This window comes from Ferdinandcohnia sp. Marseille-Q9671 (genome assembly GCF_976954385.1).
Map to the genome: position 1 here is coordinate 2,030,835 of NZ_CDRJTA010000001.1, position 13,413 is coordinate 2,044,247.

Annotated in this window: 13 protein-coding genes; 3 read left to right on the top strand and 10 right to left on the bottom strand. The window is 39.9% G+C overall.

The window, feature by feature from the left end; translation table 11 throughout:
• Positions 1-51: 51 nt before the first annotated feature.
• From argS to speE, 5 genes are all read right to left on the bottom strand, one after another.
• Positions 52-1,722, bottom strand: a complete 1,671-nt coding sequence (gene argS, locus ACWNMY_RS10125) for an arginine--tRNA ligase (RefSeq protein WP_449538102.1) — start codon at positions 1,720-1,722, stop codon at positions 52-54.
• Positions 1,723-2,163 carry a DUF1934 domain-containing protein gene (locus ACWNMY_RS10130; RefSeq protein WP_449538103.1) on the bottom strand — a complete coding sequence of 147 codons (441 nt, stop codon included), beginning with the start codon at positions 2,161-2,163 and terminating at the stop codon, positions 1,723-1,725.
• Between the two features lie 121 nt (positions 2,164-2,284).
• Positions 2,285-2,662, bottom strand: a complete 378-nt coding sequence (locus ACWNMY_RS10135; RefSeq protein ID WP_449538104.1) for a cytochrome-c oxidase — start codon at positions 2,660-2,662, stop codon at positions 2,285-2,287.
• A gap of 360 nt (positions 2,663-3,022) precedes the next feature.
• Positions 3,023-3,901: an agmatinase gene (gene speB / locus ACWNMY_RS10140; protein WP_449538105.1), complete on the bottom strand. Its 879-nt coding sequence runs from the start codon at positions 3,899-3,901 to the stop codon at positions 3,023-3,025.
• Positions 3,902-3,913: 12 nt separating this feature from the next.
• Entirely contained in the window at positions 3,914-4,741 is an 828-nt protein-coding gene (gene speE, locus ACWNMY_RS10145; RefSeq protein ID WP_449538106.1) for a spermidine synthase, read from the bottom strand.
• A 404-nt stretch (positions 4,742-5,145) separates the two neighbouring features.
• Between speE and ACWNMY_RS10150 the strand changes: the two genes are divergently transcribed.
• Positions 5,146-7,218, top strand: a complete 2,073-nt coding sequence (locus tag ACWNMY_RS10150) for a transglycosylase domain-containing protein (RefSeq protein ID WP_449538107.1) — start codon at positions 5,146-5,148, stop codon at positions 7,216-7,218.
• A gap of 548 nt (positions 7,219-7,766) precedes the next feature.
• Here ACWNMY_RS10150 and ACWNMY_RS10155 read toward each other — a convergent pair.
• Both ACWNMY_RS10155 and ACWNMY_RS10160 read right to left on the bottom strand, forming a co-directional pair.
• Entirely contained in the window at positions 7,767-8,285 is a 519-nt protein-coding gene (locus ACWNMY_RS10155) for a YwhD family protein (protein ID WP_449538108.1), read from the bottom strand.
• Positions 8,286-8,345: 60 nt separating this feature from the next.
• Positions 8,346-9,026 carry a site-2 protease family protein gene (locus tag ACWNMY_RS10160; RefSeq protein ID WP_449538109.1) on the bottom strand — a complete coding sequence of 227 codons (681 nt, stop codon included), beginning with the start codon at positions 9,024-9,026 and terminating at the stop codon, positions 8,346-8,348.
• A 96-nt stretch (positions 9,027-9,122) separates the two neighbouring features.
• On the opposite strand from ACWNMY_RS10160, the gene ACWNMY_RS10165 reads away from it, so the two are divergent.
• A complete protein-coding gene (locus tag ACWNMY_RS10165; RefSeq protein WP_449538110.1) occupies positions 9,123-9,308 on the top strand; it encodes a 2-hydroxymuconate tautomerase in 186 nt (61 codons plus the stop codon).
• A 267-nt stretch (positions 9,309-9,575) separates the two neighbouring features.
• Positions 9,576-10,877 (top strand): NCS2 family permease, encoded by a 1,302-nt coding sequence (locus tag ACWNMY_RS10170; protein WP_449538111.1) that lies wholly within the window; start codon positions 9,576-9,578, stop codon positions 10,875-10,877.
• Positions 10,878-11,037: 160 nt separating this feature from the next.
• On the opposite strand, the gene ACWNMY_RS10175 is transcribed toward ACWNMY_RS10170, so the two are convergent.
• The 3 genes from ACWNMY_RS10175 to ACWNMY_RS10185 form a co-directional block, all read right to left on the bottom strand.
• Positions 11,038-11,544 (bottom strand): YwgA family protein, encoded by a 507-nt coding sequence (locus ACWNMY_RS10175; protein ID WP_449538112.1) that lies wholly within the window; start codon positions 11,542-11,544, stop codon positions 11,038-11,040.
• Between the two features lie 114 nt (positions 11,545-11,658).
• Positions 11,659-12,957, bottom strand: coding sequence for an HD domain-containing protein (locus tag ACWNMY_RS10180; protein ID WP_449538113.1), 1,299 nt, complete (start codon positions 12,955-12,957; stop codon positions 11,659-11,661).
• Positions 12,958-13,175: 218 nt separating this feature from the next.
• Positions 13,176-13,403: a DUF1450 domain-containing protein gene (locus ACWNMY_RS10185; RefSeq protein WP_449538114.1), complete on the bottom strand. Its 228-nt coding sequence runs from the start codon at positions 13,401-13,403 to the stop codon at positions 13,176-13,178.
• Positions 13,404-13,413: the final 10 nt, after the last annotated feature.

Sequence of the window (13,413 nt, forward strand, 5' to 3'; positions counted from 1 at the left end):
ATTATTCCCGACAAAAAGACCCTCTACTCATGGAGTGAGGGTCTACTTGGATTACATCTTCTCTGGCGCAGATACACCAATTAGCTGTAATGAATTTTGTAAGGTTATTTGAACAGCCTTCATTAACGCAAGACGCGCTTTTGTTTTATCGAGATTTTCTTGGTCAAGCACCTTTTCTGCATTGTAGAAGCTGTGTAGTGCTGCTGCAAGTTCATTAATATAATTTGTAATACGATGCGGAATTCGCTTTTCTGCTGCTTCCGTTACAGCTGCAGGGAACTCCCCAAGCTTTTTCAACAGGTCAATTTCTTTTTCAGAATTAATATAGTCTAGCGCAAATTCCCCATCTAGTGAGATATTTAACTCCTCACCAGAACGAAGCATGCTACAAATTCGTGCATGTGCATATTGTGCATAGTAAACTGGGTTTTCGTTTGATTGTGATACAGCTAGATCTAAGTCAAAATCAAGATGGGTATCTGAGCTTCTCATTGCGAAGAAATAACGAACAGCATCTAAGCCTACTTCTTCAATCAGGTCACGCATTGTAACTGCTTTACCTGTACGCTTACTCATTTTCATCTTTTCACCGTTCTTAAACAGGTGAACAAGCTGAATGATCTCTACTTCAAGTGTATCCTTCTCATAGCCTAATGCTTGAATTGCCGCTTTCATACGTGGGATGTAGCCATGGTGGTCTGCTCCCCAAATATTAATCAGCTTTTCAAAGCCACGTTCTAGCTTGTCCTGGTGGTACGCAATATCAGGTGTTAAATACGTATAGGAGCCATCATTTTTAATTAAAACGCGGTCCTTGTCATCACCAAACGTCGTCGAACGGAACCAAGTAGCTCCATCCTCCTCGTAAATATGTCCTTTGTCACGAAGAGCTGCTAGGGCTCTATCAATTTTTCCGTTATGGTAAAGGGATGTCTCAGAATACCATACATCAAAACGAACGCGGAACTCTTCCAAATCATTTTGTAGCTTCGCCATTTCGTACTTCAAGCCATACTCTCTGAAAAAGTTAAAACGCTCCTGTTCCTCAACGTTTACATATTTATCGCCGAATTCTTCCGCAAGTTTCTTCCCAATACCAACGATATCCTGTCCGTGGTATCCATCCTCAGGCATCTGGGCATCCATTCCTAAAGCTTGCATATAACGTGCTTCTACAGATTTTGCTAGGTTGTTAATTTGGTTTCCAGCATCATTTATATAATATTCACGAGAAACATCATAACCTGCTTTTTGTAAAATGTTGCTTAGCGAATCACCAACTGCCGCCCCACGCGCATGTCCAAGGTGTAGATCACCTGTTGGATTTGCTGAAACAAACTCAACTTGAAGTTTCTGATTGTTTCCAACCGTTGTTTCTCCATATTTGTCGCCAGCTTCTAATATAGCTGGAACTAAATCTGTTAAGTATGTATTGTTCATATAAAAGTTGATAAATCCAGGTCCCGCAATTTCAATTTTTTCAATAGAAGCTTTGGATTTATCAAAGTTAGCTACAATGTCCTCTGCAATCATGCGAGGTGCTTTTTTCGCAACACGCGCTAGCTGCATCGCCATATTCGTTGCATAGTCACCGTGTGCTTTTTCCTTAGGTAACTCTAAAATTACTTCCGGGATTTGCTCTTCTGAAGCAAGTCCAGCTTTTAAAACTGATTCTTTGATTTCCGTTTTCAAACGTTCTTTTACTTGATCAACTACGTTCATCTAGTTTCGCTCCTTAAATGTAATGGATATTTTATATAATCCTGACGCTTCACCCTGGAGTGCAAGCTCGTATGATAAAAACAAACTTCCTTTTCGAGAATGGTTGTACCATTTATATTCGATGTTATTTGTTTTTGTCGTAAGGTTATAGGTTCCATACTGATTTTGGAATGATCCATTCGTTATTTCGCTCTTACGGTATACTTGTCTCATTTTTACATGTCCTGACCGAAGGATGAGAACCTCAGTATCCGAAATTTTAACGATAGTTTTCACCGTACCTGTTTCTTGCTTTTCGTCAAATTGCAAATAGGTATTGTTTCCCTTTATGTAGTATAGACCATTTGCGTCAAAAGCAACATTCTCTTTTCGCAAGCCATCCCTTATTTCCGTAACAAATTTAAGTTGAATTGGTGTTCCATCTTGTGAAACAGTACTCATTTTCACACATCCTTACATGTCCTTAACTTTACTAGTATAAGACATTCTACAAAACGATTTCAAATTAAAAAAGAAAACTCGGCAAAAGCCGAGTTAATAAGAACTACTAGTACTAAAAAAATTAGTGCCTTGTTGCTTTCACATTTAGGAATACGTTGATCACAAATAGAACAATGGAGAGTGTTGTTACCGTTCCACCAATTGCAATAAGTGGCTCTATCGCCGTGTTACCAAGCATTAAGAGTGTTAATCCGATCATCATCACGGGTAACCCAATATTATGAAGCCAAAAATGCGCTTTTCCAAGTTTCGATTCCCCTGCTGCCGGAAATAAATAGTACACAATACCCGCTAACCCCATCGATGCCCAACCAAGTAGGTTAATATGGACATGAACTCCTGTTAATGTGTAAGAATGTGACATGGACATACCCATTCCAATGAACACCCCAATCACAAAATACAGACTGGCCATTTTTATAAAACGAATCCCAACCATCTAACTCCCCCTTTTCACGTAAAAATCTAGTTCAAATGTAGTATATTCAACTAGGAAGAAGGAATTGTCATAATTTTTAAAAATCAAATACAAGATAGTTGGGATCTCTCTCAAGGACATTTCTTCATCGAAATCAGTTCAGTATGTCTTTGAAAACACTCCTCTAAGACATTTCAAAGTAATACTTATTGAAAGTGCCTTTGACAGCCTTCCTCAAGATAAAATAGATAGCCCTCGCGGTGTGGATGTCCTTGAGAAGGCTCCTCATGGACATTTCACTCTCTACTTTATATCGGTTCTGTCTCTGAGTCAGAACAGAAATACAAAGGAAGCCTGGGCCACACGACCCAGACTTTCTACTTATTTTTTCTGTACCCAACCTAAAATCATCTCTCGAATAAGCTTACTCGCCGTATTCGCTGTTTGTTCAGATGGATCATAAATCGGTGCAACCTCTACTAAATCAGAGCCGACTACCTTAATATCTGCCTTAGCAATCTCATGAATTGCCCCCAATAACTCTTTAGAGGTAATCCCTCCTGCATCCACGGTTCCAGTTCCCGGTGCATGCGCAGGATCCAACACATCGATATCAATCGTCACATACACTGGACGACCCGCTAGCTTTGGAAGAATCTTTTTCAACGGCTCTAGCACTTCAAACTTCGAAATGTGCATGCCATTTTCCTTCGCCCATTGAAACTCTTCCTTCATACCTGAACGTATTCCAAATGAAAAGACATTTTCCGGACCAATTAATTCCGCAATTTTGCGAATTGGTGTTGAGTGAGAAAGTGGTTCCCCTTCGTAATTCTCACGCAAATCCGTGTGCGCATCCATGTGAATAATCGCAAGGTCTGGATATTTTTTATACACAGCCTTCATTACTGGCCAGGATACTAAGTGTTCTCCACCCATTCCTAATGGATATTTTCCAGCCTCTAGCACCTGATCAATGAACTCTTCAATCATATCTATGCTGCGCTGTGGATTACCAAATGGCAGTGGAATGTCACCTGCATCGTAATATTTTACCTCTTCTAATTCTCTATCCAAATATGGACTATATTCTTCAAGTCCAATTGATACCTCACGAATTCGACTAGGGCCAAAACGCGAGCCTGGTCGGTAACTTACTGTCCAGTCCATTGGCATGCCATAAATGACAGCTTCGCTTTCCTCGAAACTCGGATGGCTTTTGATAAACACATTTCCTGAATAAGCTTCATCAAATCTCATCATAATCCCCCATTACTTCACTAGGTCTGCAACAAACTTTGGTAAAACAAATGCTGCCTTATGAATGTCCTTCGTGTAGTACTTTGTCTCCATCTCATGGAAACGGTCATCACTTACTTCAAGTGGGTCATATTTTTTTGAACCAATTGTAAATGTCCACAGACCACTTGGGTATGTTGGGATATTTGCTAGGTACAGACGTGTAATTGGGAAGATTTCCTTCACGTCACGCTGCACATTTGTGATTAATTCTGGTGTAAACCAAGGATTGTCCGTTTGCGCTACAAATACTCCATCATCCTTTAATGCCTTTGAAATACCTGCGTAAAATCCTTTTGTAAATAGGTTTACTGCTGGACCAACAGGCTCCGTTGAGTCAACCATGATGACATCATACTCATTTTCACTTTGTGCAATATGCATGAACCCATCATCAACCTTCACGTCTACACGAGGGTCATCTAGCTTTCCTGCGATTTCAGGAAGGTATTTCTTTGAGTACTCGATTACCTTTCCATCTATATCAACTAAGGTCGCTTTTTTCACACTTGGGTGCTTCAAGACTTCACGGATAACCCCGCCGTCTCCGCCACCTACTACTAGTACATTTTCAGGATTTGGGTGTGTGAATAATGGTACATGCGCAACCATCTCATGATATACGAACTCGTCCACTTGAGTCGTCATAACCATGCCATCAAGGAGCAGCATGTTTCCAAATTCCTCTGTTTCCACCATATCTAGCTTTTGAAATTCTGTTTGTTCTGTATGTAAGGTTTGTTTAATTTTTGCTGTAATACCAAAGTTCTTTGTTTGTTTTTCCGTAAACCATAATTCCATTTTTCTAACATCCTTTCTCTTGAAAAAATAAGGGATTTCATATTCCCTTATCTTTCCCTATTCCACAAATAAAATTGATCATTTCTACTCTAACTTCAAAAAGTATAGAACAAACGGACAAAATTGCAAGAAAATTTTTCATTAATTAGCAAATAAATGTTTAAAACACAGGAAATGTTTTCATACTGATTGATATATGTCTGCTAAGAAACGCGCACTGCGCCTTCTTATCGGCGATAAGCACAAGAGAAAGTGCAACCCCAAGGCGCTTCTTTGACTTCCGAAGCAATTAGCCTCTTACCTCGCGCCGTTGTCGCCTGGAGGTATATACGGATAACTAATTTTATTTCAAAAAAAGACTTTTAAATAAAGAGAGATTTAGTAAGTAGAGAGAGGTGAACCCCGTGGAGATTATCACAAATGAACGGTTTAAAACGGCATTAAAAATTATGCGTGCCTGTTTTATCATTGGTTTAATCTGTTGTGCAATTGCAGCAGTCGGCCTTTTAGGCGTGCTTGTTTATGCGAAAACACAAGGGGCACCTCCTCTAGCGGTTCCTCTATCTACCCTTTTCTATGCAGAAGATGGGACGTTAATCGGTGAAGAACGACATCATGGGGAAACAAGATATTGGGTATCCCTTGACGATATATCGCAATCCGTTATCGATGCTACCGTCTCCATAGAGGACAGAAATTATTTTGACCATAATGGCTTCGATTACAAACGTATCGGGGGTGCCATTATTGCTGATATTAAAGCGATGGCGAAGGTTCAAGGCGCTAGTACACTCACTCAACAATATGCAAGAAACCTATTTTTGGAACACGAGAAAACGTGGAATCGGAAATTGACAGAAGCACTTTATACGATTCGACTTGAAATGAATTATTCTAAAAGCGAAATTCTCGAAGGGTATTTAAATACAATCTATTACGGACATGGGGTATACGGGGTTGAAGCCGCGGCCAATTATTATTATGGAAAAAGGGCTAGTGAACTCTCTCTTGCAGAGGCGTCTATGCTTGCAGGTATCCCAAAGGGTCCAACCCATTACTCGCCGTTAGCAAATTTAGAAAAAGCAAAACAGCGTCAAAAAATCGTACTGTATTCGATGGTTGAAAATGGCCTATTATCTAAAAAGAATGCAGAACTTGCGCATCAGGAAGAACTTAGTTTTACAGGCAATAAAATGGCAGGAAGAGAGGACATTGCTCCCTATTTTCAGGATGTTGTCAAAAAAGAACTTCATTCAAAGCTCAAGCTTGATCAACAAACCATTGAAACCAGTGGGTTACGTGTTTTCACAACATTAGATACAGAATTACAAAAGATCGCTGAGGAAGAAGCTGCTTCTCATATTAAGCCTGAATCAAAGATTCAAGTAGGGTTTGTTGCGATGGACCCAAAAAATGGTGCGGTACGTGCGTTAATCGGTGGCCGAAATTATGAGGAGAGCCCTTTTAACCGAGTTACACAGGCAGAACGTCAGCCTGGTTCGACCTTCAAGCCGTTTTTATATTATGCGGCACTTGAAAAAGGATACACGCCATCCACTCCCATTCGAAGTGAAATGACGACTTTTTCATATGATGACGATCGCTCTACCTATACACCAAGAAATTATAAAAATTACTATGCGAACGACACGATAACTTTAGCTCAAGCGATTGCCTTATCTGATAATGTCTACGCGGTAAAAACACATCTATTCTTAGGTGACGGCGAACTTGTTAACATAGCGAAAAAGTTGGGCATCACGAGTAAGCTAAAAGATGTCCCATCCCTTGCACTTGGTACTTCAGGGGTGAAAGTAATTGATATGGTGAATGCTTATAGCACGATTAGCAATGGCGGAAATTTACATAAGCCTGTCTACATTACGAGAGTTGAAAATTACAAAGGTGAAGTAATATACGAGAACAAACAAGAGCCAAAAAAGGTACTTGATGAGGATCTCGCTTTTGTTACAACACAGCTTATGACCGGTATGTTTGATAAAAAATTAAATGATTATACAGCTGTTACAGGAACAACTATCAGCAACAAACTAACGCGTTTCTATGCTGGGAAATCCGGTTCGACCAACACGGATAGCTGGATGATTGGGTACTCTCCGCAGCTGGTGGCGGGTATTTGGACAGGGTATGATCAAAATGAATCGATCGATATCACGGCTGAAAAGCAATATGCAAAAAACATTTGGGCTGGGTTTATGGAGGAAGCGCACAAAGATATCGCGCCAACTCCTTTTAAACCAACAGAAGGCGTCGTTGGAGTGTATGTAAATCCAGATTCTGGCCTACTGCCAACTAAGGATTGTCCTGTTTCTAGGCTAACCTATTATAAAATTGGTACCGAACCAACGGAATACTGCTCAAAGAACGCAGACGAAGAAAAAGAAGAGAAACCTGATAACAAGAAGGAAGAAAAAGAGAAAAAAGGGTTGTTTAAACGAATTTTTGATTGGTTTTAAAATGAGGCACATGTGGGTCGTGGGTCAGGGGGACAGGTCCCCTGACCCAAAAGTGCGGAATGTGAAACGCTTATGAGAAAGACCGTTGAAATATAGTTATCACTCTGAATGCTCTTCAGATCACTTATGAAAGGCATTTTTGCTTGTGTTTTCCACTCGTTATGCTCTTCATTCCTCTCTTGAAGGGCTTTTCGCATGTGTTTCTCACCAAATTTGCTTTTCATAGCTATTATGAAGGGTATTTCGCTCTTGTTTCTCACTAGATATGCTCTTCATATCGCTTATGAAGGGCAATTCCAACATGTTTCTCACTCAATTTGCTCTTCATACCACTTGAATTGCTCAGACCCCACTTCCGTAGGGCCTCGCGAATACGCTATGAAGAAGTATTTTACAAAAACGAAACCCCCAGGCTGTGTAGGTCCTGGGGGTTTCTATGTCCTAGCTTCAATGTGTATACATTGTAGATTAAGTGTACTTTATTTTAGGAAAAAAGCTCAAGCATTAGCTTGTTTGTTCACCAAACTGTCACAATTAGAGCGATGGTTTTATTTGTCGCCGTTTACGTTCAAGCCCTCTTTTAATTCGTCACTGGAATTGTCCCATATCTCTTGGTTATGGTTTTGCAAGAAGTCGGCTAATAACTTCTTGGATTTATCATCCATAAAATCAACCATAATATGACGTTTTAACGACTTATCCATTTTGTTCACATGTTCTGGAAGTGATTTATAGCCACGTCGAATTTCACGGTCTACCGTCATTTCACAAGCCGTTACACCTGCATAATATGGACCTACTTCTTTTCGATCAATCGTAACCCAGACCAACCAAAATGGCTTTCCGTTTGGTACATCCGCTTTATTCGGTAGGAACTTAATACCTTTTTCCACTACACTTCTCGCGTGCATGGCACCGACATCTACAAACACATCTTCATTTTCTATATCAACGAAAACCGGCGAGATATTTTCTAAGCTTAGTGCACCAATTCCATATCCTTTATGTCCATCTGTTGGATCATTTTTAATAATGTTAAAAGCGACCTTTTTTTTATTTTGATCCACGTTATATCCACCTTTCCATTCAAATCATTATCAACCATTTTACCACAGTAGTTCCCAATTTTATAATCCGAGGATTGGTCGGAAAATAGCGACCAGCAGGCCAGTAATGGAATACACTCCATTATAAATAAATGGGTAAAGGAAACGGCCTCCCAGTGGTGTAATGACTAGTACAAGAAATAATACAATTCCCAAGCCTTCATATTGCGTAAGCTTTGGTCGAATCCTAGCCGGCACTAAATCCTCTATAATGCGATACCCATCCAGAGGTGGAAATGGAAGCAGGTTGAAAATAAATAGTACTAAGTTAAGGCGTACAAACAGGTTAAAGAATGTTTCAAGACCTTCCCCGTATGCTATAGGCAAGGCTGCGAATACACCCGTGCGGATAAAGACCATATAAATTAGTAGTGCTAGAGCTGCTATGACAAGGTTACTAAGCGGTCCTGCTACCGAAACAAGGATTCCTGCAAGCCGTGGTCTTTTAAAATGAAATCGATTCACAGGTACTGGTCGCGCCCAACCAAAACCAGCGATGAAAATTAGGATTGTTCCAAACGGATCTAGATGCGCAATTGGATTTAATGTCAATCTTCCCTGTCGCTTTGCCGTATCATCACCAAACCGATACGCAACATATGCATGTGCGAATTCATGCACGGTGAATGCGACCAAAAGTGTAATGACTACATACGGTATTAACTGCCAATCAAATGCTAAAAATGAAGATAATTGTTCCACAGGATTTCCCCTTTTTCTAGTAAATTCACTATTTTCAGTATACAATACTATTAGAAACTTTAGCGTAAAAATCTACATAAGAATGGAGAATTGATTATGCCGTACGTAACAGTAAAAATGCTAGAAGGACGCTCAGAGGAACAAAAAAAGGCGTTAGTAGAGAAGGTAACAGCTGCTGTGTCTGAAACAACAGGTGCACCGGACGAAAAAATTGTTGTCTTCATTGAGGAAATGACAAAAAATCATTACGCGGTAGGCGGCAAGCGCCTAAGCGATGAATAGAAAAAGACAAACCCGTGGTCATGTAGCCACGGGTTTACTTGTAGGAAGCACTTAATTACTTTCCAGACTTGAAAAATATACCGCCACATTTTTTGAGTCTTTAACTCCTAGCAGCCACTATTTTCCACCCCTATGAATAACTTCTCTGGGAAAACTAACCTAAAAAAAGGAACAGTATTTATCCCATTTAGTCTTGCAATCTGAACTATAAACGAATATTATAGTAAAGTCTTTTTAAAACGTTCGCCTTTGGAGGTATTATCTACTATGTTTAATCTATCTGAATTAAATACAAACGTAAGAAAGGAAGTTCTCGCAGGGATTACAACTTTCTTTACAATGGTATACATCGTTGTCGTCAACCCTGTCATTTTATCCGATGCGGGTGTTCCCTTTGAGCAGGTATTTTTAGCAACCATAATTGCAACCGTGGTGGGAACGCTATGGATGGCGTTTTTAGCAAATTACCCGATTGCGATTGCTCCAGGCATGGGTTTAAACGCCTTTTTTGCCTATTCTGTCGTGGGAGCTAATGAAAACATTACCTATCAAACAGCATTTGCTGCTGTATTTGTAGCAGGTATTCTGTTTGTCATTTTATCTCTCACACCATTTCGAGAGAAACTAATTGAGGCAATTCCACAAAACTTAAAACATGGAATTACTGCCGGAATCGGTTTATTCATCGCATTCATTGGTTTACGTCTTACAGGAATCATTACAGCGCACGAGACAAACTTAGTAACACTAGGCGACTTACACTCACCACCTGTACTCTTAGCACTTGCTGGCTTAGCAATCACACTGATTTTAATGTCGCTCAATGTAAATGGGGCTTTATTTTTTGGAATGATCATCACAGGTATCATCGCATATTTCACCGGACAGCTTGAATTTAAGGAAGGATTTTTGAGTAAGCCATCTCTACCTGAAGGATTAATCATAGCGAATCCCTTCACTGCGATCGGAGATGTTATTCAATACGGACTATATGCGGTTGTCTTCTCGTTTTTACTTGTGACCATATTTGATACAACAGGTACAATGGTTGGAGTTGCACAACAGGCCGGTCTAATGAAAGGAAACAAAATGCCTCGCGCAAGACAAGCACTACTTGCAGATTCAGTTGGCACAACAGTTGGGGCGATGTTTGGAACAAGCCCGACAAGTGCTTATATTGAATCATCGACTGGAGTTGCTGCGGGTGGCCGTACGGGATTAACCTCTGTAACAGTTGCAGTCCTGTTTGTACTTGCTGCCTTTTTTGGACCTTTGGTCAGCGCAGTATCTGGAATCTCTGCAATTACAGCACCAGCCCTAATCATTGTTGGCTCACTCATGATGGGAAGTATTGCAGAAATTAAATGGAGAGAACTAGATGAAGCCTTCCCAGCATTCTTAATCATTTTAAGTATGCCACTGACATCTAGTATCGCAACTGGAATAGCGTTAGGCTTTATTTCATACCCTCTTATGAAAGTATTCAAAGGAAAATGGAGAGAAGTTCACCCGCTTGTGTATTTGTTCGCGGTACTCTTCTTCTTCCAGCTCGCTTATTTACCGCATTAACTGAAAAGCGCAAGGCGCCTGCCTATCGGCGACAAGCATAAGGCAATCGCTTCTGAAGGCGCTTTTTGCCTTCAGAAGCGATTGACTAGACCATAGAGCCGATGGCGCTGGAACTGGACTACAAAAAAACTCGGCAGATCATATTCTGCCGAGTTTCTTTTTAATGTTTTACTAGATTACGAAGGGAATCAATATAACGATAGGCCTCTTCGACTTCCTCTTCTGTATAACGCTGTTTTGCTTTTAACGTAAATACCTTTTCTTTCACTTCTTCTTTTTCAAGACCATCAAAGTATAATACCGTGGATACAAGCTCTAAGAAGCGTGCGGATTGATTATTTAAGGCTTGCATACAATCATCCAATGGGGGCATGTCCAATTGATAATGACCTAAGAACTGCTCTCCCTTTTCTGTTAACGAATAGCGGTATTGGTAGTAGCCACCCTTTTTCTCTTTTACCTCATCTAAAAATCCTAAATTACAAAGCTCCTCCACTCGAAGTGTTAACTCCTCTGAGTATGGTCCGTAAAAATGGAAGTTGTATTTTTCGTAAAATGGATAATCAATCTTCTTTGCAATATAGATCATCTTCTGCAACTTTTTCCGTCCTGTAATTTCCCCTGATGCAGCGAATGCCTTCATTACTTTTGCATGTTCTGTTAACAAACCCCTTCATCTCCTCACCAAAAATTGACCAATAACATATACACCCTAATGTAGGTTCTCAACATAACCCTCACTGGGCGCTTTATTTTTTCAGTTTGTATTTCCTGAATAACGTTATATACCTAAAGCTTCTTTGATTTTCTGTTTCGCTTGGTTGTCATCTGGTAGATTTTCAATCATATCTTGTGAAAAATAAAGTTTATGATCTGTTCGTCGTTTACCGGAAATAGCATCCACAATTTCGGATTGCCTTGATAATTCACGGATTTCTCCATTTGGCATCAATAGATTAATTGGAAGTCTTTCCTCTTCCTCACCTGGACGGTAAAAATCGTATGGTAAATCTGACGAAGAATCGACGACTAAATAGTATTTAGGGTCAATACCCGCTTCTTGGAAAAGAGACGTAAGCTCTAGAAGCTTCATCATTTGTGCACTTGGGTCAAACTCCACATATTTAAATAGATTACGATTTAAGAAGCGACGGCACAGATCCGATAAAATAGCATCATCTTCGTCTTGCCACACTTGAAAATAAAACGTTACTGTCGCTTCATCTAATTTTACATAATCTTGTAACGTAAGCTTTTCTTCAAAAATAGAAATAAAATGGATTGGTTCTGTTTTAAAGGAGTAGTTTTCCTTGTACAGTTGTTTTGCACGATGGAGTATCTTTGTTAGGATAACCTCTGAGCTCCTGGTCACAGGGTGGAAATATACCTGCCAATACATTTGGTACCGACTCATGATATAATCCTCTACCGCATGCATCCCACTGCTTTTAAAAACAACCTGATCCTCCTGCGGCCTCATGACTCGCAGTATTCGTTCCATATCGAAGTTTCCGTAACTAACACCTGTATAATACGCATCGCGAAGTAAGTAATCCATGCGATCCGCGTCAATTTGACTGGAGATTAAACTCACAACTAATTTATTCTTATACGTCTTCGCAATCACTTCTGATACCTTTTTCGGGAAGTCAGCTCCCACTTGCTTCAGAACACTATTGACTTCCGTGTCCCCAACAATGATTGCTTGTGTAAATTCCTCATGGTCATAGTGGAATACCTTTTCAAATGAGTGTGAAAATGGACCATGTCCAAGGTCGTGAAGGAGGGCTGCACAAAGGCATAATAATCGTTCCTCTTCATCTAAGAATGGTCGGTCACGAAACACATCATCTATGATTCTTCGTACAATTTCATATACACCTAGCGAATGAGTAAAACGACTATGCTCCGCCCCATGAAAGGTAAAATAGGTTGTCCCTAGTTGGCGAATTCGGCGTAATCTTTGAAACTCCGATGTTGCGACAAGGTCCCAAATCACTTTGTCCTGTACATGAACATAGCGATGAACTGGATCCTTAAACACCTTTTCTTCACTTAATTTCCCATTGGAATTTGTCATGTATTCAACCTCTTCCATACTGGCATGCTACTATTATATATATTTATCTTAGACAAAAAAACCCAAAATTCATCAAAAGTCTTCAAGAAATAAGACAGGACTAGCAATTTCACTGTTTGGAAAATTTTTCGACATGTATGAAGGTTTCGAGGTAAACTTTGAAATGCCTGCAAAAAACAATAAAAAATCACCTTTTCTCGTGGTGAGAAAGGCGATGTTTAGTCCTTTTTCAGCTTTTTCTCGATTTTTTCAATCAATTCATCCTCAGTCGGAGCTGATACTGGACGATTATTGACAAATGCGAATGATTTTTTTCTCCCTGGTCCGCAGTAGGATTGACATTTGATATCAATGGAAGCTTCCCCATCTACCTGCTTAAGACGCGGAACTAAGGTACTAATATTTGTTGCCTGGCAATCATCACAAACACGAAATTCATTTGCCATTTTTCGTACA

Excerpts from the sequence above, each read along its gene's own strand:
- argS (WP_449538102.1), bottom strand. The coding sequence starts at position 1,722 with ATGAACGTAGTTGATCAAGTAAAAGAACGTTTGAAAACGGAAATCAAA.
- ACWNMY_RS10130 (WP_449538103.1), bottom strand. The coding sequence starts at position 2,163 with ATGAGTACTGTTTCACAAGATGGAACACCAATTCAACTTAAATTTGTT.
- ACWNMY_RS10135 (WP_449538104.1), bottom strand. The coding sequence starts at position 2,662 with ATGGTTGGGATTCGTTTTATAAAAATGGCCAGTCTGTATTTTGTGATT.
- speB (WP_449538105.1), bottom strand. The coding sequence starts at position 3,901 with ATGAGATTTGATGAAGCTTATTCAGGAAATGTGTTTATCAAAAGCCAT.
- speE (WP_449538106.1), bottom strand. The coding sequence starts at position 4,741 with ATGGAATTATGGTTTACGGAAAAACAAACAAAGAACTTTGGTATTACA.
- ACWNMY_RS10165 (WP_449538110.1), top strand. The coding sequence starts at position 9,123 with ATGCCGTACGTAACAGTAAAAATGCTAGAAGGACGCTCAGAGGAACAA.
- ACWNMY_RS10170 (WP_449538111.1), top strand. The coding sequence starts at position 9,576 with ATGTTTAATCTATCTGAATTAAATACAAACGTAAGAAAGGAAGTTCTC.
- ACWNMY_RS10180 (WP_449538113.1), bottom strand. The coding sequence starts at position 12,957 with ATGACAAATTCCAATGGGAAATTAAGTGAAGAAAAGGTGTTTAAGGAT.
- ACWNMY_RS10185 (WP_449538114.1), bottom strand. The coding sequence starts at position 13,403 with ATGGCAAATGAATTTCGTGTTTGTGATGATTGCCAGGCAACAAATATT.